Genomic DNA, 21,362 nt, shown 5'->3' with positions numbered 1-21,362 from the left:
GGCTGCCGCCGTTGATCCACGCCCGTTCGGCGGGGGTGGCGAAACCCCAGCCGAAGGTCTTGTCCAGGAAGGCCCACAGGAACACCCAGCCGATCGAGATCCGGGCGATCGCCCACACGTAGTCGACGGGAGCCCTGCGCTCGGTCGTGCCGCTGTTGTGCGTCGCAGGCCTGTTGATGGTGGTCATGATGGATCCCCTTTCCCAGGGCGGTGTGGTTATTCTGTGGACCCTCAGCACATCCTGTGCGGGCGCTGCGGAGCAGCGTCCTACGACCTGGGGCGCCGGGACCTTCGTCACCGGGCGTGGACCACGGCGACGGGGCACGGGGCGCGGTGCACCAGGGCCTGGCTGACGGATCCCAGGAGCATGCCGCGTACCTCGCCCAGGCCGCGTGCGCCGACCACCAGCAGACGAGCTTTGTAGGCGGCTTCCAGCAGCGCCGCTCGCGCCGGCTCGTCGATGAGTTCGACCTCGGTCCGCAGGCTCGGGTGGGTGTGCTGCCGGCAGGTCAGGCGGTCCCAGGCCTGCCCTTGGGTCTGGATGCGAAGCTCGTGGGTGTCGGCCTGCCCGCCCCGGCCGCGCTGGGCGATGATCACGTGCAGGGTGCTGTCCAGCCGGTGCGCCTGGGCGGCGGCGAAGTCCAGGGCGGCCATGGATGCCCGGGAGCCGTCGAAGCCGGCCACGATGTCGCGGGCCCCGCGTCCGGCCGGGTCGCCGCGCAGCACGACCACCGGGCAGCGGGCGTGGGCGGCGACGTGACCGCTGACCGAGCCGGCAGCCATGCTGTGCAGCGTGCCGTACCCTCGGGTGCCCAGCACGATCAGCGCGGCCTGTCCGGACAGGTCGGCCAGCAGCGCGGACGGCGAGTCCCGCCCGGTCACCGAATCGATGATCATTTCGGGGTGGTGGTGTGCGACCCCGGCTGCCGCGGCCTTGACCAGCCGCTGGGCGGGGCGCCGCACGAGTTCGAGCGGCACCAGCTCGCCCGGCCACTCGTGGTGGGGCCACTGCCAGGCATGGGCTATGGTCAGCGGGGATTTCCTGGCGGCCGCCTCCGCCGCGCCCCACCGCAGGGCCTGTCGCGCCTGCGGCGAGCCGTCATAGCCGACCACGACGCCCAGTTCGTCCGTCATCTTCGCCTCCGGCTCTTGTCGGGTTTCACAGGTGTCCGGGTGCCAGCCGCGCCGCCGCCACGGCCGCCTGGCCGTAGCTGATGCCGGCGTCGTTGACCGGGACCCGCTCGCCGATGTACGGCTCAAAGCCCGCCGCCGCCAGCCTGGCCAGCACGTCGGTGGCCAGCAGCCGGTTCTGGAAGACCCCGCCCGACAGGCACACCTGGGTGACGTCGTGCTCGTCCGCGGCCCGCTCGCACAGCAGCACCGTGACGGCCGCGATGGTGGCGTGGAAGGCGGCCGCGATCCGGCCGGCCGGTTCGCGGTCGGCCTTGGCCTGCAGCAGGTGGCACAGGGTGGCCACGCCGTCGTACACCCACAGCCCGTCGCGGCGCTCCAGCCGCCAGGCCAGCGGCTCGGCTCCCGCGAAGGCGGCCGCCGCCTGTTCCAGCCGGATCGCGGCCTCGCCTTCGAAACGGTTCACCTCGCACAGCTCCAGCAGCGCGGCGGCGGCGTCGAACAGCCGGCCGGCGCTGGAGGCGGCCGGGCAGTTGACGCCTCGGGCGATCATGCGGGCGATGACGTCGTCGCCGGGCCTGCGGCCGGGCAGGGGGCCGGGCAGGGGGCCGGGCAGGGGGCCGGGCAGGGGGCCGGTGCTGATCTCGCCGGCGAGCAGGTAGCCGAGGGCCATGCGGGCGGGTCTGCGCACGGCCGCCTCGCCGCCGGGCATGGGGGCGCGGCAGAAGCGGCCCAGCCGCCGGTAGCCGGTGTAGGAGGCCAGCAGCAGCTCACCGCCCCAGAAGGTGCCGTCGTCGCCGAGCCCGAGCCCGTCGTAGGCCACGCCGAGGAAGGGCGGCTGCAGCCGGTGCTCTGCGGCGACGGCGGCGACGTGGGCGTGGTGGTGCTGGACGGCGACGCGGCTGGGCCAGCGGCGCGCCAGCCGGGTCGACAGGTAGCCGGGATGCAGGTCGTGTGCCGCGTGCAGCGGTTGGATGCCGTGCAGGCGGCGTGAACGGTCGAGCGTCTGCTCGTAGGAGTGCAGCGTCTCGGCGTCGGACAGGTCGCCGATGTGCGGCCCGAGCGTCGCCCGTCCGCCTTCGGCGAGGGTGAAGGTGCTCTTCAGCTGCGCTCCCACGGCCACCAGCGGCGGCGCCGCGTCCGGCAGGGGCAGTTGGACGGGGGCGAGCCCGCGTCCACGCCGCAGGGTGATCGAGCGGCGCCCGAACGAGCGGATCACCGAGTCGTCGTAGCGGGCCACGATGGGCCGGTCGTGGGTGAGGACGCCGTCCACGGCCAGATCGGTGACGTCCTGGGTCGGCATGGGGCTGCCGGCGTGGTTGGCGCTGGTCACCACGAGGGGGCGGTTCAGCGCGTCCAGCAGGAGGTGGTGCAGCGGCGTGTAGGGCAGGAAGACCCCGAGGTCGGGCATGCCGTCGCAGACGGCGGGCGACAGCGGGCCGGGCCGTCGCGGGGCCAGCACGATGGGCGCGGACGGGCCGGCGAGCAGCGCGCGGTCGGCGTCGGAGAGCTCCGCCAGCGCGCCGGCCATGGCCGCGTCGCGCACCATGACAGCCAGTGGCTTGCCGTCGCGGGCCTTGATCACGCGCAGCCGGGTGACCGGCTCGTCGCCGGTCGCGTCACAGATCAGGTGGAAGCCGCCCAGTCCTTTGACGGCCACCACGGCGCCGCCGGCGATGGCCTGGGCCGCGGCCGCCAGCGCGGCGTCCGCGGTCAGCGCCTGCCCGGACGGTGCCTGCCCGGACGGTGCCTGCCCGGACGGTGCCTGCCCGGACGGTGCCTGCCCGGACGGTGCGTCCACGGTCTGCGCCTGCCAGCGCAGCCGGGGGCCGCAGGACGGGCACGCGATCGGCTCGGCGTGGAAGCGCCGGTCGGCCGGGTCGTGGTATTCCGCGGCGCAGGCCGGGCACATGACGAAACGTCGCATCGACGTGCGCCCGCGGTCGTAGGGCAGGCTTTCGATGATGGTGGCCCGGGGCCCGCAGGCGGTGCAGTTGATGAACGGGTAGCGGTGGCGCCGGTCGGCCGGGTCGAACAGCTCCTTCAAGCAGTCGCCGCAGGTGGCCAGGTCGGGCGGGATTTCGCTGCCGGTCGTGGGCGTGCCCTCGCTCGGCACGATCTCAAAGCCCGGCGGCCGCTGCCGCAGGGGTTGCGGGGTGACCAGCACGTCACGGACGTGCGCGGCGCCGGGCTGCTGGGCGCGCAGGCCGGCGACGAAGGCGCGCAGCGAGTCCGCAGGGCCGGTGGCGGAGATGACCACGTGCCCGCCGGTGTTCTTGACCTGCCCGCGGATTCCGCTAGCCGTGGCCAGCCGGTGCACGAACGGCCGGAAGCCGACGCCCTGCACGATGCCGTGCACCTCGATGCGCCATGAGCTGTCCATGGCGGCGCCCCCCTACATCAGCGAAGGGACGATGACGAGGTCGTCCTCGTCGCAGGCGATGTCGCCGGTGACGTCCACGACGCCTTCGACCTCGCGCAGTGCCGCGGTGGCGGCGATCGCCTGCGACCTCCACCGCGTGCGCCCGCTGATGCGCACCGTGCCCGCGTCGATCTGGACGGTGAAGGTGCCGTCCTGCGGGAGCGCGGCCCGGATGTCGGCTTCCAGCTGGGCGGCCGGGCGGGTGAAGACGCGCAGCACGTCGCGCTGGTGCAAGGTGCCGGTGACCCGCCCGGTGACCACGTCGATCACGGGCAGTTGCTTGACGCGTCCGGTGTGCATCAGCCGGGCGGCGTCGCGCAGGCTGCTGCCGGGGGTGACCGTGATGGCCGGGGAGGTCATCAGCTGGGCCGCCGTGACGGCCGCGGCCTTGTCTCGCTCGCGCCGCCGCCGGTTGCGCAACATCGACGGGCCACGCGGTGCGGGGCCGATCTCCTTGAGCAGCAGGTCGTCCTCCGAGACCACGCCCACCGGCCGCTGGTCGGCGTCGATCACGGTGACCGCGCCGACCGCGAACCGCATCATGGCGGCCAGGATGTCGATGAAGGACGCGTCCTTCGACACGGCTATGACGACCCGGTTCATGACGTCCTTGACTTGCATCGGCATGACGTCCACCTCGCCTTCTCCTCTTCACGCTCTCGCGCGGCGGCCTGCGTGGTCAGCGGCGAACGTCCCGGGTGCGCGGGCCGGAGGTCCCGCTCCTCGTGGGGCGGGCCGCGCCGGCTCAGCCCACGAGCACCTTGACGGCGGCGGTGAGCTCCGCCAGGGCCTTCTTGGCGTCCGCGAAGTACATGCCGGTGGTGGGCGCGGTGTACAGCTCGTTGTCGATGCCGGCGTAGCCGTGCCCCATCGACCGTTTGATGACGATGGTGCTCCTGGCCCGGTCGGCATCGACGATCGGCATCCCGGACACGGCGGTGCCGGGCCTGCGGGCGGCGGGGTTGACGACGTCGTTGGCGCCGACGACGAGGGCGACGTCGGTCTGCGGCATCGCGGCGTTGGCGTCGTCCATGTCGGCCAGCTGCTCATACGGCACGCCAGCCTCGGCCAGCAGCACGTTCATGTGCCCCGGCATGCGCCCGGCCACCGGGTGGACGGCGTAGGAGACGTGCACGCCGCGCTGCTGCAGCAGTTGGACCAGGTCGTGGAGCTGGTGCTGGGCCTGTGCGGCGGCCAGGCCGTAGCCGGGGACGACGACGATGTTGGCGGCGTAGGCGAGCTGGATGGCGGCGTCGTCGGCCGACAGGCTCCTGACCTGGCCGGTGCCGGGCCCGGCGGGCTTGGCCTCGTCGCCGGTGCCGAACCCGCCGGCGAGGATGCTGCGCAGCGGCCGGTTCATGGCGTCGGCCATGAGCTTGGTCAAGATGGTGCCGGAGGCGCCGACGAGGGCGCCGGCGGTGATGAGGACGCCGTTGCCGAGCGCGAAGCCCGCCATCGCCACGGCGGTGCCGGTGAACGCGTTGAGCAGGGAGATCACCACCGGCATGTCGGCGCCGCCGATGGGCGCGACCAGGGTCACGCCGGAGATCAGCGCGGCCACGCCGAGCACGGCCAGCGCCGGGGCGCCGCCGCGGCCGGCGAGCAGCGCGGCCGAGGAGGCGGCGACGGCCAGGGCGAGCACGGTGGCGATCAGGCGGGAGCCGGGGAAGATGATCGGCCGGCCCGGCAGCAGGCCCTGCAGCTTGCCGGCGGCCACCAGCGAGCCGGAGAAGGTGACGGCGCCGATCAGCACGTCCAGCACGACCGGCAGGGAGGCGCCGCGGCCGGCGAAGTCGTGCACGCCGATGAGCGCTGCGGCCCCGCCGCCGACGGCGTTGAACAGGCTGACCAGTTGCGGCATGGCCGTCATGCGCACCCTGCGGGCCAGCAGCAGCCCGGCGGCGGCGCCGAGGAGCGATCCGGTGGCCAGCGCCGCCCACGCCCCTGGGCGCACCGTTTCGGCCCCGGCCAGGACGACCGCGGTGGCCGCGATGGCGACGGTCATCGCGCCGGCCGACAGCAGGTTGCCGCGCCGGGCGGTGACGGGTGAGTTCATCAGGTGCAGGCCGAGCACGAAGCAGCAGGCGACGGCCAGGTAGACCAGCCTGATGACGGTGTCGAAGGTGTCGAAGGTGGTCATCGCTCGCCCTTTCGCGGCCGGAACATCTCCAGCATCCGGTCGGTGACCACGTAGCCGCCGACCACGTTCATCGCGGCGAAGGCGGCCGTGACGAAGACCAGCGCGTAGCCGAGGACGCCTTCGGCGGTGAGCGCGATGGCCAGGGCGCCGGCCAGCACGATGCCGTGTACCGCGTTGGCGGCCGACATCAGCGGCGTGTGCAGCGTCGTCGGCACCCGCCCGATGACCTCGAACCCGAGCAGCAGGCTGAGCACGAACACGCTCAGGTCGGCCAGCAGTTGCACGCTCATCGGGTGCCTCCGGCGATCGTGACCGCGGCCTGGACCTCGTCGGCCGGGTCGAGCACGGGCGTGCCGTCGCGCAGCACGCGCTCCAGGAAGGCGCACACGTTGCGGGCGTAGGCGTCGGAGGCGGCGGCGGGCATGCGCGAGGGCAGGTCGGCCGCGCCGATCACGGTGACGCCGTTGCCGGTGACGATCGTCTCGCCCGGGCGGGACAGTTCGGCGTTGCCGCCGTGCTCGCCGCACGCCAGGTCGATCACCACCGAGCCGGGCCGCATCTCCTTGACCGCGACCTCGGTCACCAGCAGCGGCGGCCGCCGTCCCGGCACCCGCGCGGTGGTGATGACCACGTCGTGGCGGGCCACATGCGCGGCCAGCTCGTGCTGCTCGGCCCGCTGCTCGTGCTCGGCGAGCGCGCGGGCGTAGCCGCCGCCGCCGTTGCCGTCGCCGTCGCCGTCGCCGTCGAGGTCCAGTACGGCCGCACCGAGCGAGGCGATGTCCTGTCTGGCTTGCGGGCGGATGTCGTAGCCGGTGACGACCGCGCCGAGACGGCGGGCGGTGCCGATCGCCGACAGCCCCGCCACCCCGGCGCCGAGCACCAGCACCCGGGCGGGGCGCACGGTCCCGGAGGCGGTGGCCAGCAGCGGGAAGAAGCGCTCGTAGGTGTGCGCGGCCAGGACGGCCGCCCGATAGCCGGCGACATTCTCCTGAGAGGTGAGGGCGTCCATCGGCTGTGCGGCGCTGATCGTGCGCGGCACCCGGTCCAGGCTCGCCGCCGTGACCCGTGCCGCCGTCAGCTCGGCGACATAGCCGGGATCGGGGCGCAGCATGCCGATCACCAACTGGCCCGCGCGCAGCCGGCCGGTCGGCGGACGGTCCACACACGCCACGATGTCGGCGCCGTACACCTCGCCGGCGGCGGCGATGTGGGCGCCCGCCTCGACGTAGGCGCTGTCGGGGTGCCAGGCGGCGGCTCCCGCCCCCGCCTCCACCAGCACCCGCAGCCCCGCGCCGAGCAGACGCGGCACCACCTCGGGCGTGATCGCGACCCGCCGCTCCCCGGCGGCGCTCTCCTTGACGATCCCGATACTGGGCATGTCTCACCTCTTCCGCGCGGTTGTTCGCTTCGAGCGTCGGACGCGCGGCGCGGCGCCATGAGAGCCGAAAGTCCCGGGAGGCGGGACGTTCGGCACTCCTGCCCGGGGCTCGCCGGAGCTACACCGGAGGACATGGAGCACCAGACACGCATACACGGCCGGGGCGGCCAGGGAGTCGTCACCGCCGCCGAGATGCTGTCGCTCGCGGCCTTCCTGGAGGGCAGGCACGCCCAGGCGTTCCCGACCTTCGGCTCCGAGCGCACCGGCGCACCGGTGGTGTCGTACTGCCGGATCTGCGACCGGCCCATCCGCGTGCGCGAGCCGATCACCACCCCGGACACCGTGATCATCCAGGATGCCGGTCTGCTGCTGCGGGCCGACCTGACGGCCGGGCTGCGGCCGGGCGGGCAGATCCTGATCAACAGTGTCCGGCCGGCCGCGGAGCTGGGCGTCACCGGTTTCACCGTTCCGGCCTCGGAGATCGCGCTGCGTCATGTCGGGCGGCCGCTGCCGAACGCGGCGCTGCTCGGCGGGTTCTGCGCCGTCACCGCGGTGCTGGCGCTGGAGTCGGTGCACGCGGCGATCCGCGCCACCTTCGCCGGCCCGGTGGCTGAGCGCAACGTCCTCGCCGCGAGCGAGGCGTACGCGTACTTGAAGGAGGTCGTCCGTGCTTAGGCAGATGGAAGGCTCGCAGGCGGTCGCCGAAGCGGTCGCGCTGTGCCGGCCGGAGGTGATCTGCGCGTACCCGATCTCGCCGCAGACGCACATCGTGGAGGCGCTCAGCAGGCTCGTCACCGGCGGGCGGCTGAAGCCGTGCGAGTACGTCAACGTCGAGTCCGAGTTCGCCGCCCTGTCGGCGTGCATCGGGGCGTCGGCCGCCGGCGCGCGCACCTACACCGCGACCGCCAGCCAGGGGCTGCTGTACATGACCGAGGCGCTCTACAACGCCTCGGGGCTCGGGCTGCCGGTCGTGATGACGGTGGCCAACCGGGCGATCGGCGCGCCGATCAACATCTGGAACGATCACAGCGACTCGATGTCGCAGCGCGACTCCGGCTGGATCCAGCTGTACGCGGAGTCCAACCAGGAGGCCGTCGACCTGCACGTGCAGGCGTTCGCGCTGGCCGAGGAGCTGTCGCTGCCGGTGATGGTGTGCATGGACGGGTTCGTGCTCACGCACGCCTTCGAGCGGGTGGACCTGCCCTCGCAGGAGCAGGTGGACGCGTTCCTGCCGCCGTACGAGCCGCGCCAGGTGCTCGACCCCGACGACCCGGTCTCGATCGGGGCCATGGTCGGCCCTGAGGCGTTCACCGAGGTCCGCTACCTCGGGCATCTGCGGCAGCTGGCGGCGCTGGAGCGCATCCCGCACCTGGCCGCGCGGTTCGAGCGCGGCTTCGGGCGCGCCTGCGGCGGGCTGGTGCGCGGCTACCGCACCGAGGACGCCGACACGATCGTGCTGGCGCTGGGCTCGGTGCTCGGCACCCTCAAGGACGTGGCCGACGAGCTGCGCCAGGACGGGATGCGGATCGGGGTGGCCGGGCTGACGACCTTCCGGCCGTTCCCGCTGCACGCCGTGCGCAAGGTCCTCGGGCGCGCCCGCCGCGTGGTGGTGCTGGAGCGGGCGTTCTCGCTCGGCGCCGGCGGCATCGTCGCCGCCGAGGTGCGCTCCGCCCTGGCCGGCAACGGCGCCGACGTCTTCACGGTGGTCGCCGGGCTCGGCGGCCGCGCCGTCACCAAGGCGTCGCTGCGGCTGCTGCTCACTGGCGGCCCTGGGGAGCCGCTGACCTTCCTCGACCTCAACCAGGACCTGGTGGCCGGCGAACTGCGCCGGGCCGGACGCGCCCGCAGGTCCGGGCCGCCCGCGGAGAACCTGCTGCGCGACCTCGCCGGAGGTGTCTGATCATGCCCGTCGAACGGACCAAGTTCTACCAGGTCGGCAGCTTCGCCGTGGGCAACCGGCTGCTGCCGCCGGAGCAGCGCGCGGTGCAGGCCTCGCCTGATCGCGGCAACTCGCTCACCTGCGGCCACCGCGCCTGCCGCGGCTGCGGGGAGGCGCTCGGCGCGCGCTGGGCCGTCGACGCGGCGATCAGCGCGACCGCCGGCCGCATGGTCGTGGTGAACGCGACCGGCTGCCTGGAGGTGTTCTCCACGCCCTACCCCGAAAGCTCCTGGCAGGTGTCGTGGATCCACTCGCTGTTCGGCAACGCCCCGGCGGTCGCGACCGGGGTGGCGGCCGCGCTGAGGGCCAAGGGCCGCACCGAGGTGCGCGTGGTCGGCCAGGGCGGTGACGGCGGCACGGTGGACATCGGTTTTGCCTGCCTGTCGGGCATGTTCGAGCGCGACGACGACGTGCTCTACATCTGCTACGACAACCAGGCGTACATGAACACGGGGGTGCAGCGCTCGGGCGCGACGCCGCCCGCGGCGCGCACGGCCACCACTCCCCTGCCCGGCCAGGCGTTCGGGCAGGGCAAGAACGTGCCGCTGATCGCGATGGCGCACGAGATCCCGTACGTGGCCACGGCGACCGTCGCCGACCTGCGGGACCTGGAGTACAAGGTGCGCCGGGCGATGGAGTTCCGGGGCGCCCGCTACCTGCACGTGCTGGTGCCGTGCCCGCTCGGCTGGGTCACCGCGGCGTGCGACACGATCCGGGTGGCCAGGCTGGCCACCGAGTCCGGGCTGTTCCCGGTCTTCGAGGCCGAGCGCGGCGAGGTCACCGGAGTGACGAAGATCCGGCGGCGCGTCCCGGTCGACGACTACCTCCGGCTGCAGGGCCGCTACGCCCATCTGTTCGGCGATCCGCCGAAGACGGACGTCATCGCCCGCATCCAGGCCGGCGCGGACCGCAACGTCCGCCGTTTCGGATTGGTGGACTGACATGGACGACAAACCCTTCGCGATCACTCTCGGGGTTGGGACGAGCCGCGCCAACAAGACGGGTGCCTGGCGCACCGAGCGGCCGGTCTACCTCGACCGTCTGCCGCCCTGCAACCAGGCCTGCCCCGCGGGCGAGAACGTGCAGCGGTGGCTGAGCCTGGCCGAGGAGCCCTCCTACGAGGCGGCCTGGCGGCAGATCATGGAGGACAACCCGTTCCCGGCGATCATGGGCCGGGTCTGCTATCGGCCCTGCGAGACCGCCTGCAACCGCGGCAAGCTGGATCAGGCGGTGGGCGTCAACTCGGTCGAGCGCTTCCTCGGCGACGAGGCGATCAAGCACGGCTGGACGGTGCCGGTGACGGCCGAGCCGTCCGGCAAGCGGGTGCTGGTGGTCGGCGCCGGCCCGGCCGGGCTGTCGGCCGCCTACCATCTGACCCGGCTCGGCCACCAGGTCACCGTCGCCGACTCCGGCTCGCGGCCGGGCGGCATGATGCGCTTCGGCATCCCCCGCTACCGGCTGCCCCGCGACATCCTGGACGCCGAGATCGGCCGGATCGCCGACATGGGCGTGACGTTCCGGCTCGGCCGGGCGGTCACCGACCTGGCCGAGGCGATGCGCGGCTTCGACGCCGCCTTCCTGGCCGTCGGGGCGCACCTGGGCAAGCGCGCCTACATCCCGGCCGGGGACTGCGCGCGCATCCTCGACGCGGTGAGCGTGCTGCGCGACCTGGAGGAGACCTCCGCGCCCGCGCTGGGCCGCCACGTCGTCGTCTACGGCGGCGGCAACACCGCGATGGACGCCGCCAGGACCGCCAAGCGGCTCGGCGCGAGCGACGCGGTCGTCGTCTACCGCCGCACCCGGGACCGCATGCCCGCCCACGACAGCGAGGTGAGCGAGGCGGGCGAGGAAGGGGTGCGCATCAAGTGGCTGTCCACGATCGCGCACGCCGTCGGCGGCACGATCACCATCGAGAAGATGCGCCTGGACGAGACCGGGTTCCCGCAGCCGACGGGCGAGTTCGAGGAACTGGCGGCCGACTCGGTGGTGCTGGCGCTGGGGCAGGAGGCGGATCTGTCGCTGCTGGGCGGTCTGCCGGGCGTCGAAGTGGACGATGGCGTGGTCAAGGTGGGCCCGAACATGATGACCGGCTGCCCCGGCGTGTTCGCCGGCGGCGACATGGTGCCCGACCAGCGCACGGTCACGGTGGCCGTCGGCCACGGCAAGAAGGCGGCCCGGCACATCGACGCGTGGCTGCGTGGCGCCACCGGCCGGCCGGCCCCCAAGCATCCGGTGGCCGATTTCGATCTGCTGAACACCTGGTACTACAGCGACGCCCCGGCGACCGTGCGGCCGCGCCTGGAGATGGCCCGGCGGATCACCACCTTCGACGAGGTGGAGGGCGGGCTGGACGAGCGGACCGCGCTGTTCGAGGCCCGCCGCTGCCTGTCGTGCGGCAACTGCTTCGAGTGCGACAACTGCTACGGGGTCTGCCCCGACAACGCCGTCGTCAAGCTGGGGCCGGGACTGCGGTACGAGATCGACCTCGACTTCTGCAAGGGCTGCGGCCTGTGCGTGGCCGAGTGCCCGGCGGGCGCGATCGAGATGGTGCCCGAGATCAGCTGAAGCGGGTTGCCAGGTGCTCTCACAGGGGTCACGGGCGGGTGCGTCCGGGTCGGGGACCCTGAGCCTCGGCACCGACCGGATCCGATCCCGGACCCGATCGAGGCAGCGGCGGCGCCCGCGCCACGTCGAAGCCCGCTACCGGCTCCAGCAGCGGGCCGGAGCCGTCCCTCTGCACCGGCAAAGGCGCCTTTCATGGCGAGCATGGCGGCGTCGGACGGGCCGGCATGGTCGATCACCGGCGCCGCCCGGTGCGGCGTCATCGCCGTCACCGGCCGCGCGGGACGACGCGCGCGCCCCGCCCGGGGAAAACCAGGCTCTCGCGCCCGTCGTCCAGCCAGCGCACGCGGTACGGGGGCGTGCCGTCAGCGTGCTCGACCCCCATGACGATGCCTTTCCTGCGGCTGCCGGCACCGCAGGTGCCTTCGACGATCAGCCGATCTCCCACGGTCGCTCGCATGGCGCCCTCCTCGTCCTCGCTGTGCGGGATGATCTCCCCTTCCCTCTTCAGGCTCCGGCAGCGGCCTCGGGGGCGGCAGTGCCGGAGGTCGGGCAGCAGGCGGGACGTTGGTCACCGGCGGTCAGAAGGCGGCCAGGTCCAGCTTGGCGATCTTGCCGTTGGCCGTCTTGGGCAGCACGGCGCGGATCTCGACGTGGCGGGGGTATTTGTAGGCGGCCAGGCGGTCGCGGCAGTAGGCGACCAGCTCGGCCTCGGTGGCGTGCTTGCCGGGCTTGAGTGACACGTAGGCGGCGACCTCCTCGCCCAGCCGCGCGTCGGGCACGCCGATCACGGCGGCTTCGGCCACGGCCGGGTGATGGTAGAGGATCTCCTCCACCTCGCGCGGGTAGACGTTGTAGCCGCCCCGGATGATCAGCTCCTTCTTGCGGTCGATGATGAAGAAGAAGCCGTCCTCGTCGACGTAGCCGAGATCGCCGGTGTGCAGCCAGCCGCCCGCCATGGCTTCGGCGGTCGCCTCCGGCTGGCCGTGGTAGCCCTTCATGACATGAAAGCCGCGGGTGACGAGCTCGCCGACGTGCTCGCGGCCGGGCGGCAGCCGGTTGCCCCGCTCGTCCCACACTTGGGTCTCGGTGCCCCAGATCGGCTTGCCGACGCTGTAGGCGCGCCGCTCGCCGGCGCTGATGTTGAACGTGGTGGTCGAGGCGGTCTCGGTCAGGCCGTACCCCTCCAGGATGATGACGCCGAAGCGCTGCTCGAAGGCGTCCAGCACGTGCGCCGGGATGGGGGCGCCACCGGAGATCGCCACCCGGAGCGAGGAGGTGTCGTAGCGGTCGAGCTCGGGATGGTCCAGCACGGCCACGAACATGGTCGGCACGCCCTCGAAAACGGTCACGCGGTCGCGCTCGATCGCCTCCAGCGTGGCCCCGGCGTCGAAGCGCGGCACCAGGGAGAGCGTGCAGCCGAAGCGGACGCTCACGTTCAGGATGCTCGACATGCCGAACACGTGGAACATCGGCAGGATCGTCAGCACGACGTCGTCGGCCCGCACGTCGAACAGCCGGCCGGGGATGTCGGCGTTCATGTACAGCTGGATGTGCGTCAGCTCCGCGCCCTTCGGCACGCCGGTGGTGCCCGAGGTGAACACGATCGCGGCGGTGTCGGATCCGTCGCGCGGGGTGATCGGCCGGCGCTGCGGGGCCGGTTTGACCAGCTCGCTGTACGGCGTGGCCGTCGGGACGGCCGGCCCGACGGCGAACACGTCGGCGACGCCCTCTTCGGCGGCGCCCTTGGCCGCCTCGCCGGCGACCGGCGCCCAGGTGATCAGCGCCCGCGCGTGCGAGCTGCCGAGGCAGAACGCCACCTCCCGCGCCTTGAGCAGCGGGTTCAGCGGCACCACGACGGCCCCCGCCTTGAGGATGCCGAAGTAGGCCACGACGAATTCGGGGATGTTGGGCAGTTGCAGCCCGATGGCGTCGCCGGGGCGGGCGCCGAGGGCGATCAGGCCCTCGGCGACCGAGTCGGACAGCTCGTCCAGCTCGGCGTAGCTGACGGCGCCGCCGTCGTGGCGGATCGCCGCCTTGTCGGGTGTGGCCTTCGCCGATTCGCGCAACATGATCGCGAGGTTGAACATGGGTGTCTCCTTCGATCAGGCCGGGTGCGGGTGCGCCGCCTTGGCCCGCGCGGCCGCCGCGGCGGGCCCTGCCGCGGCCCGGGACCTGGATGGCTGGGCGGGCCTGGCGCGCCTGGGTGCCTGCGCCGGGGGCTGGAAGGCCGCGCGCAGGCGCTCGATCTCCCGTTCGATGCCGCGGGCCAGCCGCTCGACCTCCGGCGCACTGTCGTGGTCGCCGGTCACGCCGAAGGCGACCCGGTCGCAGTAGCTGAAGACCGACACGCCGGTGCGCAGCCGGGTGGCGATGGGCACGTACGGAAGGATCTCCAGGGTCCGCCGGCCGAGGAGGTAGAGCGGCTGTCGCGGCCCGGGAACGTTCGTCGTGACGGTGACGATCTGGCGTTGCGGCACCCGCGCGGCCAGGCGCATGAGGGCCGAGACGGGCGGGAAGGGTTCGTGGCCGGCCAGCCGGATGATCGCCTCCCCCGCCTGCGCCTGTCCGCTCGCCTTCAGCTCGCTCAGATGCTCATGCACGGCGCGCAGCCGTCCGGCCGGGTCGGCCAGGTGGACGGGAAGGTGGGCCAGCAGGAGCGAGATGCGGTTGTCGCACACGCTCTCCTGCCCGGGCGGGCGCACCGAGACGGGCACCAGCGAGCGCACCGCGTGCGGGTGAGGTTCCTCGCCGCGCTCGCGCAGCACAGCCCGGTAGGCGCCGCTGATCGCGGACAGGACCACGTCGTTGAACGTCACCCCGGCCCGCTGGGCGGTCTGTTTGACGTCGGCCAGCGGCACGCGGGCGGCGGCGTAGCGGCGTCGCTCGCCGATCGGGCCGGTCAGCGTCGAGGCGGCGGCCGGCCGCAGCGCGCCGGCCAGCGGCACGAGCCCGCGGACGGTGTCCAGCACGCGCCGGGCGGTGGCGCGCGGCGCGGCCAGTGCCCGCCCGGCCATGCGCGCCTGCTCGACGGGGTTGCGGAGCAGGTCGCGCAGCGCGTCGGCGCTCAACTGGAGCGCGGACGGCTCGGCGTGCGGGCTCCAGGTGTCCTGCGGCGGGTCGCGGGTGCCCTCGGGCGACACGTCGAAGATCGCGTAGTAGAGGGAGGTGCCGGAGACCCCGTCGACCATGCAGTGGTGCACCTTGGACACCAGCGCCCACCGGTCGGCGGCGAGGTTGTCGATCACCCAGTACTCCCACAGCGGGCGGGTGCGATCCAGCCGCCGCGACATGATGCGGGCGATCAGCTCGTCCAGCTCCGTGTCCCCTCCGGGCGGCGCCAGGGCGACGCGCCGCACGTGATGGCGCAGGTCGAAGCAGGGATCGTCGACCCAGACGGGCGGCCCGAGGTCGAAGGGCACCTGCCGCGCCTTCTGCCGGTAGCGTTCCACCAGGGGGAGCCGCGCGCGGATGGTCCGGAGGATCTCCTCCTGGCGGGGCGCCGGGCCTTCGAGTACGGCGACCGACGCGATCGCCAGGGACGCCTCGGGCTGCTCGTCCTCCAGGGTCAGGAACGCCGCGTCGAGCGGGCTCATGTGATCGCTCATGTCGGTCGCCACCTTCTGCGTGTGCCGGTGGCTTGAGCGTCGTCCCAAGCCCGCGTGTGTGGCAGGGGGCCAAGGTCCTGAGGCGTGCGGCGTTATGCCTGACTTGCCACGGGGTGCCGGGCGCCGTCGAGCGCCGGCCCCATGTCGTCGAGCCAGCGCAGCACGGCGGCCGCCGTCTGCTGCGGTGCTTCCAGCTGGGGGACGTGACCCACGTCCGGCAGGACCACGAGCCGCCAGGACCGATGCCGGCCGGCCAGCCCGCGGGAGGCGGCCACCGGCACCAGCCGGTCCCGGTCGCCGTGCACCAGCAGGGCGGGCGCGCGTACCGACCGGATCGCCGCCCGGTACGGCAGCCCGGCCGCCGCGCGCACGACCGACCGGGCCGCCTGCAGGAAGTCGCGGTCGGCGTGCCGCAGCTCGGCCCGGTGGCGGGCCAGGCGGACGTGGTCGGCGACGACCTCGGCGGGCACGCGCGCGGGGTCCGCGCAGCACAGCCGCAGAACCAGGCCGACCGAGGTTTCGGCCGGCAGGGCGCGGCGGCGGGCCATCGCGATCGTCGCCAGCCACGGCGTGGTGTGCAGCGCGAAGACGGCGGCGGCCACGGGGTCGGGCAGCGCGGGACCGAACGGGGTGGCCGCGTCGAGCAGCACCAGGCCCGCCACCGTCTCGGGGCTCGCGGCCGCTTCGAGCAGCGAGATCATGCCGCCCATCGAGTTGCCCATGAGGATGACCGGCCGGCCGGCGACCTGCTCGGCGAAGCGGTGCAGCAGCAGCCGGTTGGCCGCGACGCCGGCCCGCCGCGCCGGCGCCCGGGTCAGCCCGTGCCCGCCCAGGTCGAGCGCCAGCAGCCGGCAGGTGCCGGTCAGCGGCGGCGCGATGGCGAGCCAGTTCAGCGCCGAGCCGCCGAGCCCGTGCACGGCGACCACGACGGGCCCGTCCGGGGGGCCGCCGAAGTCCAGGTAGTGGATGCTGGCTCCCAGCTCGGCCCATCGGGAGGCGGGGAAGGACAGGTCGGCTCGCATCGCTCACCTCGCTCCTCGGGATGGCGCGGTCCGCTCGCCGGCGCGGCGTTGGGCCCTGACGCTGTGGTGCGTCTTCAGGCCACACCGGCCCCGCCGGGCATCCCAGGGCAAAAAGGCCCGCCGGGGCGGGACCATGGTCATCGCAAGCGCCGGCGGGGGCAAGGAGTCTGCGACCGCGATCGTCGCGGTGATGTGCGCTGTCACGCCTGCCGTCACGGCGCCCCTGCGGGCGGGACCTTTCGCGGGACCATCGGCTCTGACCGCTGCCACGCCGCAGGGCCAACGTCGAAGACAGGGAGGTGCGCCATGACTACTTCTGCACCCACTGTCACGCTCGCGGTCCGGCGGCTCCTGGTGGCGGCCGGACAGGCTCCTTCGGTGCTCAACACCCAGCCCTGGCGGTTCCGGGTGGGTGAGGGCCAGGTCATCGACCTGCTGGCCGATTGGGATCGCTGGCTGCCGGTGAGTGACCCGCGCGGCCGCTGCCTGCATGTCAGCTGCGGGGCGGCGTTGTACAACCTGCGGATCGCGGCGCGTGCGGCCGGCCGGCGACCCGTGGTCCGGCTGCTGCCCGACGCCCCCCGGGCATCGGAGGTGCTGGCCCGCGTCGACCTGAGCACCCGTCAGAGCGCCGCTGGCGAGGCCCGCCGGCTGTATGAGCTGATCTCCCGCCGGCGCACCAGCAGGGCGCCCTACGACCCGCGGCCCGTGCCGCCGCGCGTGCTGGCCGAGCTGCGCGCCGCCGCCTCGGCCGAGCGGGCCCGGTTCCTGTACCTGGACCGGCGCAGCGCCGACGACCTGCTGGACTACGCCGCGATCGCCCAGGACCAGCTCGCCACGCAGCGCGACTACCTCGATGAGCTCGCCTCCTGGACCAACCGGCAGGGCCTGCCCGCGTACGTGGAAGGTCCGCAGGCGATCGGCGAGGTGGACCCCGTCCGCGACTTCGGCCACCGCGGCGGCGAAGCCCGCTTCGAGCCGCAGCCCCAGCTGGCCGTGCTCACCACCGCCGGGGACGAGCCTGGTGACTGGCTGCGCGCCGGGCAGGCGTTGCAGCGCGTGCTGCTGGTGGCCGCCGGGTACGACATCTCGGCCAGCTTCCTCAACCAGCCTCTCGACCTGCGCGACATGCGGCGTCACACCGACCCGCGGCACCGGCGCGGCCACCCGCAAATGATCATGCGGCTGGGCTTCGGGCCGCTGGTCCCGCGCGCCCCGCGCCGCCCGGCCACCGATCTCCTGGCCTGACCCGGGGGACCAGCGGTCACCCCACAGGCCGGCCGGCACGGCGGCCAGGAAGGCAAGAGCCGGGCCCGTGAGGTCCGGGGGCGGCGTACGGGCCGGTGCCCAGGCTGGCCGCCGCGGCGGCGTCAGGCGAGCGTGATGTCGGGATCGAGGTAGACGTCCTGCACCGTGTGCAGCAGCGCGACCCCGTCGGCCATCGGGCGCTGGAAGGACTTGCGGCCGACGATCAGCCCCATCCCGCCGGCCCGCTTGTTGATGACCGCGGTGCGCACCGCCTGCGCCAGGTCGTCCTTCCCGCCCGAAGCGCCGCCGGAGTTGATCAATCCGACCCGGCCCAGGTAGCAGTTAGCCACCTGCCAGCGGGTCAGCTCGATCGGGTGGTGCGTCGCCAGCTCGCTGTAGACCTTGTCGTGAGTCTTGCCGAACTCCAGACAGCGGAAGCCGCCGTTGGAGGCGGGCTGCTTCTGCTTGACGATGTCGGCCTGCACGGTGGCGGCCAGGTGGTTGGCCTGCCCGGTCAGGTCGGCGCTGAGGTGGTGGTCGGTCCCGTCCTTGACGAACGCCTCGTTGCGCAGGTAGGCCCACAGCACGGTGAACAGGCCCAGCTCGTGCGCCTGCTGGAAGGCTTCGCGCACTTCCTGCAACTGGCGCATGCTCTGCGCGGAGCCGAAGTAGACGGTCGCGCCCACCGCGACGGCGCCCAGGTCGAACGCCTGCTTGACCGAGGCGAACACGGTCTGGTCGTAGCGGTTGGGGTAGGTGAGCAGCTCGTTGTGGTTGATCTTGACGATGAACGGCACCCGGTGGGCGTAGCGTCGTGACACCGCCCCGAGCACTCCGAGCGTGGAGGCGATCGCGTTGCAGCCGCCCTCCACCGCCAGCTCGCACAGCTTCGCCGGGTCGAAGTAGTCCGGGTTCGGCGCGAACGAGGCCGCGGCGGAGTGTTCCACGCCCTGGTCCACCGGCAGGATCGACACGTAGCCGGTCCCCGCCAGGCGGCCGGTGTCGAAGACGTGCTGCAGGTTGCGCAGCACCGCCGGGCTGCGGTCGCTGCCGGCCACCACCCGGTCCACGAAGTCGGGGCCGGGCAGATGCAGCCGCTCGCGCGAGATGCCCGCCGCGCGGTGCTCCAGCAGGTAGCCGTACTCCTCGCCCAGCACCTCTTTCAGATCCATCTGCGGCTCCTTCCGCCGTGTGATGGCCGCTTGCCCGCCTCGCGCGGGAGGGACGCGGCCGAGGTGTCCTACCAGCGACGCTTCTCGCGCCCGTCCGGCGACACCAGGGGCGAACGTCCCGCCGGCGTCCGGGATTGGTCATCGGCGCCGGAAGTCCCGCAAGGTGAGGACGTTCGCCGGTGCCGCGCGGCGGGGCCGGGCGGACACTTGGATCAGGAGCACTCACGGGGAAGAAGATGATCACCATGCTCCCGATCCGCCCCCTCATCGCCACCGCGATGGTGGCCACCACCACCGGCCTGCTCGCCGTTCCGGTGCAGGCCACCGTGCAGCACGCCGGCCCGCCGATCCTGACCGGCATCAGGGCCGCGCACCACCGGGGACTCGACCGGCTGGTCTTCGAGTTCCACGGCCGGGTGCCGGCCCGGCGCGACGTCCGCTACGTGTCCCGGCTCCTGGCCGACGGCTCGGGTCAGGCCGTCGAGGTGGTGGGCGGCGCCCTGCTGCGCGTGCGCTTCGATCAGGCCGACGGCCACGACCAGCGTGGCCGCGTCACCTATGGCCCTGCGCGCAGGACCTACCCGCTGCCCGGTGTCATCCAGGTCGTCAACGCCGGCGACTTCGAGGCGACGCTGACCTTCGGCATCGGGCTGGCCAAGCGCGTGCCCTACCGGGTCTACACGCTCACCCGGCCGAGCCGGGTCGTCGTCGACATCGCCACCCCGTACCGGACGGTGCCGGTGCGCGGCTACTTCCTCAACACCGCCAACTACGCGACCGGCCGCACGCCCTACACCACGGCCGTGCGCCGGCCGGTGATCGGCCCGGCCACCGCCCACGGCGCGCTGCAGCGCCTGTTCGCCGGCCCCACCCAGGCCGAGAAGGCCCAAGGGCTGCGCTTCGTCTCCTCCAAGGCGACCGGCTTCAGCAAGCTCACCATCAAGAAGGGCATCGCCAGGGTCTATCTGACCGGCCGGCCGGCCAGCGCGGGATCGACCTTCACCATCGCCGATGAGATCACACCGACCCTCAAGCAGTTCCCCGCCGTCAAGTGGGTAAAGATTTACGACGGCCGCGGCCACACCCAGCAGCCCTACGGCCCGTCCGACTCCATCCCCGACAGCCTGGAGCCGTGAGCACGCTCAAAGGGGGGCGTTCCAGCGTAGCCTGGTCCCGCCCTCCTGCGGGGCCTCCAGCTCGGCGGCCCCGCCCAGGCGGCCGGCGCGTTCTTCGATGTTGCGCAGCCCGCTGCGCCGCCCGCCCTCGCCTACCCCGACGCCGTTGTCGGTGATGGTGAGGGTGAGCAGCCGGTCGGCGACCTCGATCGAGACCTCGGCCCGGGTGGCGTGGGAGTGGCGCACCACGTTGGACAGCGCCTCACGCAGCACGGCCAGCAGATATTCGGCGATCTGCTCCCCCACCAGGGTGTCGATCTGGCCTTCCATGCGCAGGCCCGGCATGAAGCCCAGGTGCCCGCCGGCGTCCTCCACCAGGTCGACGATCTGCGCGCGCAGGCCCGGGCCGGCGGCCCCGGGGGATGCCTGCAGGGCGAAGATTCTGCCGGTCGGCGCCGCTGAAGGGCAGCCGGCCGCTGCGCTTGGTGAGGGTGAGCACGCCGCGCGCCCTGGGCGCCGCGCCCACCGGGATGAGCAGTGCGGGCCCGTAGCCCAGCCGGCGTAGCGGCGAGCCGGGATCGGTGGCGCTGTACAGGTCCGTCTCCGCCATCGGTTCGCCCTGGACGAACGCGTCGCCCGCCAGCGTCGAGGTGATCTCGAATGCCGTGCCCAGGAGTTCGTCCGCTCCCTGGCCGTCGGCGACCGCGACGGTGAGCGACGTCGCGGACGCGTCGGGCAGCAGCACCTGGACCAGGTCGGCATCGCACATGCGGCGGGCGCGGGCCGCCATCAGGGTGAGCACCTCCTGCGGGGCGGCGCCGGACAGCAGGCAGGTGGTGATCTCGGCGGAGGCTTGCAGCCAGGTCTCGCGCCGGCGGGTCTCCTCGTACAGGCGGGCGTTCTCGACGGCGACGCCGGCGGCGGTCGCCAGCGCGACCACGACGGCCTGGTCCTCCTCGTCGAACTCGGCGCCGCCGCGCTTCTCCGTCAGGTAGAGGTTGCCGAACACCTCCTCGCGCACCCGGATGGGCACGCCGAGGAAGGTGCCCATGGGCGGGTGGCCGGGCGGGAAGCCGTAGGACTCGGGATGGTCGGAGATGCGGCCCAGCCGCAGCGGCCGGGCGTCCTTGATGAGCAGGCCGAGCAGGCCGAGGCCGTGCGGCCAGTGCTCGATCTTGGCGATCTCCTCCTCGCTCAGCCCGACGGGGATGAACTGCAGGAGCGTCTGCTCCTCGCCCACCACGCCGAGCGCGCCGTAGCTGGCGTCCACCAGTGTGGTGGCGGTCTCGATGATGCGCCGCAGCACGGTCTCCAGGTCCAGGTCGCTGCCCACGGACACGACGGCTTCGAGCAGGGAGTGCACGCGGTCACGGGTCGTCAGCACGGCGGTGAGTCTGGTCTGCAGTTCAGCAAGCAACTCATCGAGCCGCATCTGCGGCATCAACGGGCGAGCTTCACGCTCCGGCATGCGATCAGTGTGGCACCCGTGGCACACGCCGCCTAGTACTCCAGTGACACTTTGCGATCATGGATCGGATCTGCGCTGGTAGTGGCAGTGTCGGGCTGTTGCTTGGTGGCGGCGGCGCCAGTCTGACCAGCGCAGAACGTGCGTGGTAGAGGGGTGC

Annotated in this window: 19 protein-coding genes and 1 pseudogene; 6 read left to right on the top strand and 14 right to left on the bottom strand. The window is 73.2% G+C overall.

The features are described from left to right. The 7 genes and pseudogenes from KME79_RS43235 to KME79_RS43205 all read right to left on the bottom strand — a co-directional run. Positions 1-187 (bottom strand): annotated as a pseudogene (locus tag KME79_RS43235) (hypothetical protein); the annotation flags it as partial. A 107-nt stretch (positions 188-294) separates the two neighbouring features. After that, positions 295-1,134 (bottom strand): universal stress protein, encoded by an 840-nt coding sequence (locus KME79_RS43230; protein ID WP_219552318.1) that lies wholly within the window; start codon positions 1,132-1,134, stop codon positions 295-297. 25 nt (positions 1,135-1,159) lie between these two features. Continuing rightward, positions 1,160-3,514 (bottom strand): carbamoyltransferase HypF, encoded by a 2,355-nt coding sequence (locus tag KME79_RS43225; protein ID WP_219552316.1) that lies wholly within the window; start codon positions 3,512-3,514, stop codon positions 1,160-1,162. A gap of 12 nt (positions 3,515-3,526) precedes the next feature. Beyond that, positions 3,527-4,180 (bottom strand): CBS domain-containing protein, encoded by a 654-nt coding sequence (locus KME79_RS43220; RefSeq protein WP_219552314.1) that lies wholly within the window; start codon positions 4,178-4,180, stop codon positions 3,527-3,529. A 118-nt stretch (positions 4,181-4,298) separates the two neighbouring features. Next, complete coding sequence (locus KME79_RS43215) at positions 4,299-5,693, bottom strand: NAD(P)(+) transhydrogenase (Re/Si-specific) subunit beta (protein ID WP_219552312.1); 1,395 nt, start codon at positions 5,691-5,693, stop codon at positions 4,299-4,301. Beyond that, positions 5,690-5,983 (bottom strand): NAD(P) transhydrogenase subunit alpha part 2, encoded by a 294-nt coding sequence (locus KME79_RS43210; RefSeq protein WP_219552310.1) that lies wholly within the window; start codon positions 5,981-5,983, stop codon positions 5,690-5,692. Before KME79_RS43210 ends, KME79_RS43215 begins: the two co-directional genes overlap by 4 nt. Then, positions 5,980-7,071 carry an NAD(P) transhydrogenase subunit alpha gene (locus KME79_RS43205; protein ID WP_219552308.1) on the bottom strand — a complete coding sequence of 364 codons (1,092 nt, stop codon included), beginning with the start codon at positions 7,069-7,071 and terminating at the stop codon, positions 5,980-5,982. Before KME79_RS43205 ends, KME79_RS43210 begins: the two co-directional genes overlap by 4 nt. A 132-nt stretch (positions 7,072-7,203) precedes the next feature. On the opposite strand from KME79_RS43205, the gene KME79_RS43200 reads away from it, so the two are divergent. The 4 genes from KME79_RS43200 to KME79_RS43185 are packed head-to-tail and all read left to right on the top strand — an operon-like array spanning position 7,204 to position 11,575. Then, positions 7,204-7,746: a 2-oxoacid:acceptor oxidoreductase family protein gene (locus KME79_RS43200; protein WP_219552306.1), complete on the top strand. Its 543-nt coding sequence runs from the start codon at positions 7,204-7,206 to the stop codon at positions 7,744-7,746. Beyond that, positions 7,739-8,971 carry a transketolase C-terminal domain-containing protein gene (locus tag KME79_RS43195; RefSeq protein ID WP_219552304.1) on the top strand — a complete coding sequence of 411 codons (1,233 nt, stop codon included), beginning with the start codon at positions 7,739-7,741 and terminating at the stop codon, positions 8,969-8,971. Before KME79_RS43200 ends, KME79_RS43195 begins: the two co-directional genes overlap by 8 nt. A gap of 2 nt (positions 8,972-8,973) precedes the next feature. After that, positions 8,974-9,951 (top strand): thiamine pyrophosphate-dependent enzyme, encoded by a 978-nt coding sequence (locus KME79_RS43190; RefSeq protein WP_219552302.1) that lies wholly within the window; start codon positions 8,974-8,976, stop codon positions 9,949-9,951. Between the two features lies 1 nt (position 9,952). Beyond that, a complete protein-coding gene (locus KME79_RS43185; RefSeq protein ID WP_219552300.1) occupies positions 9,953-11,575 on the top strand; it encodes an NAD(P)-binding protein in 1,623 nt (540 codons plus the stop codon). 265 nt (positions 11,576-11,840) lie between these two features. On the opposite strand, the gene KME79_RS43180 is transcribed toward KME79_RS43185, so the two are convergent. The 4 genes from KME79_RS43180 to KME79_RS43165 all read right to left on the bottom strand — a co-directional run bounded on the left by KME79_RS43180 (position 11,841) and on the right by KME79_RS43165 (position 16,202). After that, positions 11,841-12,032 (bottom strand): DUF1918 domain-containing protein, encoded by a 192-nt coding sequence (locus KME79_RS43180; RefSeq protein WP_219552298.1) that lies wholly within the window; start codon positions 12,030-12,032, stop codon positions 11,841-11,843. A gap of 121 nt (positions 12,033-12,153) precedes the next feature. Beyond that, the gene (locus KME79_RS43175) at positions 12,154-13,662 is read right to left on the bottom strand and encodes a long-chain-fatty-acid--CoA ligase (protein ID WP_219552296.1); all 1,509 of its coding nucleotides are present in this window, start codon (positions 13,660-13,662) and stop codon (positions 12,154-12,156) included. Positions 13,663-13,677: 15 nt separating this feature from the next. Then, entirely contained in the window at positions 13,678-15,180 is a 1,503-nt protein-coding gene (locus KME79_RS43170; RefSeq protein WP_219552294.1) for a WS/DGAT/MGAT family O-acyltransferase, read from the bottom strand. 92 nt (positions 15,181-15,272) lie between these two features. Continuing rightward, positions 15,273-16,202, bottom strand: coding sequence for an alpha/beta fold hydrolase (locus tag KME79_RS43165; protein ID WP_219552292.1), 930 nt, complete (start codon positions 16,200-16,202; stop codon positions 15,273-15,275). A gap of 306 nt (positions 16,203-16,508) precedes the next feature. Between KME79_RS43165 and KME79_RS43160 the strand changes: the two genes are divergently transcribed. Next, positions 16,509-17,450, top strand: coding sequence for an Acg family FMN-binding oxidoreductase (locus KME79_RS43160; protein WP_219552290.1), 942 nt, complete (start codon positions 16,509-16,511; stop codon positions 17,448-17,450). Positions 17,451-17,572: 122 nt separating this feature from the next. On the opposite strand, the gene KME79_RS43155 is transcribed toward KME79_RS43160, so the two are convergent. After that, positions 17,573-18,622, bottom strand: coding sequence for a class I fructose-bisphosphate aldolase (locus KME79_RS43155; RefSeq protein WP_219552288.1), 1,050 nt, complete (start codon positions 18,620-18,622; stop codon positions 17,573-17,575). 236 nt (positions 18,623-18,858) lie between these two features. On the opposite strand from KME79_RS43155, the gene KME79_RS43150 reads away from it, so the two are divergent. Continuing rightward, positions 18,859-19,758, top strand: coding sequence for a GerMN domain-containing protein (locus KME79_RS43150; protein WP_219552286.1), 900 nt, complete (start codon positions 18,859-18,861; stop codon positions 19,756-19,758). A gap of 6 nt (positions 19,759-19,764) precedes the next feature. Here KME79_RS43150 and KME79_RS47320 read toward each other — a convergent pair whose 3' ends face one another. Both KME79_RS47320 and KME79_RS43145 read right to left on the bottom strand, forming a co-directional pair. Continuing rightward, on the bottom strand, positions 19,765-20,043 hold the full coding sequence (locus KME79_RS47320; RefSeq protein WP_308249265.1) for a sensor histidine kinase: 279 nt from the start codon (positions 20,041-20,043) through the stop codon (positions 19,765-19,767). Then, entirely contained in the window at positions 20,000-21,205 is a 1,206-nt protein-coding gene (locus KME79_RS43145; RefSeq protein WP_308249264.1) for a GAF domain-containing protein, read from the bottom strand. The genes KME79_RS47320 and KME79_RS43145 overlap by 44 nt, the downstream gene beginning before the upstream one ends. Positions 21,206-21,362 lie beyond the last annotated feature (157 nt).

This window comes from Nonomuraea harbinensis (genome assembly GCF_019396385.1).
GTDB classification, from domain to species: domain Bacteria; phylum Actinomycetota; class Actinomycetes; order Streptosporangiales; family Streptosporangiaceae; genus Nonomuraea; species Nonomuraea ferruginea.
Note: the sequence above shows the minus strand (reverse complement) of the source record. Positions and strands in the feature narration are given on the sequence as shown.

Coding starts and splice junctions, on each gene's coding strand:
- KME79_RS43230 (WP_219552318.1), bottom strand. CDS start 1,134: ATGACGGACGAACTGGGCGTCGTGGTCGGCTATGACGGCTCGCCGCAG.
- KME79_RS43225 (WP_219552316.1), bottom strand. CDS start 3,514: ATGGACAGCTCATGGCGCATCGAGGTGCACGGCATCGTGCAGGGCGTC.
- KME79_RS43220 (WP_219552314.1), bottom strand. CDS start 4,180: ATGCCGATGCAAGTCAAGGACGTCATGAACCGGGTCGTCATAGCCGTG.
- KME79_RS43215 (WP_219552312.1), bottom strand. CDS start 5,693: ATGACCACCTTCGACACCTTCGACACCGTCATCAGGCTGGTCTACCTG.
- KME79_RS43210 (WP_219552310.1), bottom strand. CDS start 5,983: ATGAGCGTGCAACTGCTGGCCGACCTGAGCGTGTTCGTGCTCAGCCTG.
- KME79_RS43205 (WP_219552308.1), bottom strand. CDS start 7,071: ATGCCCAGTATCGGGATCGTCAAGGAGAGCGCCGCCGGGGAGCGGCGG.
- KME79_RS43200 (WP_219552306.1), top strand. CDS start 7,204: ATGGAGCACCAGACACGCATACACGGCCGGGGCGGCCAGGGAGTCGTC.
- KME79_RS43190 (WP_219552302.1), top strand. CDS start 8,974: ATGCCCGTCGAACGGACCAAGTTCTACCAGGTCGGCAGCTTCGCCGTG.
- KME79_RS43185 (WP_219552300.1), top strand. CDS start 9,953: ATGGACGACAAACCCTTCGCGATCACTCTCGGGGTTGGGACGAGCCGC.
- KME79_RS43180 (WP_219552298.1), bottom strand. CDS start 12,032: ATGCGAGCGACCGTGGGAGATCGGCTGATCGTCGAAGGCACCTGCGGT.
- KME79_RS43175 (WP_219552296.1), bottom strand. CDS start 13,662: ATGTTCAACCTCGCGATCATGTTGCGCGAATCGGCGAAGGCCACACCC.
- KME79_RS43170 (WP_219552294.1), bottom strand. CDS start 15,180: ATGAGCGATCACATGAGCCCGCTCGACGCGGCGTTCCTGACCCTGGAG.
- KME79_RS43165 (WP_219552292.1), bottom strand. CDS start 16,202: ATGCGAGCCGACCTGTCCTTCCCCGCCTCCCGATGGGCCGAGCTGGGA.
- KME79_RS43160 (WP_219552290.1), top strand. CDS start 16,509: ATGACTACTTCTGCACCCACTGTCACGCTCGCGGTCCGGCGGCTCCTG.
- KME79_RS43155 (WP_219552288.1), bottom strand. CDS start 18,622: ATGGATCTGAAAGAGGTGCTGGGCGAGGAGTACGGCTACCTGCTGGAG.
- KME79_RS43150 (WP_219552286.1), top strand. CDS start 18,859: ATGATCACCATGCTCCCGATCCGCCCCCTCATCGCCACCGCGATGGTG.
- KME79_RS43145 (WP_308249264.1), bottom strand. CDS start 21,205: ATGCCGGAGCGTGAAGCTCGCCCGTTGATGCCGCAGATGCGGCTCGAT.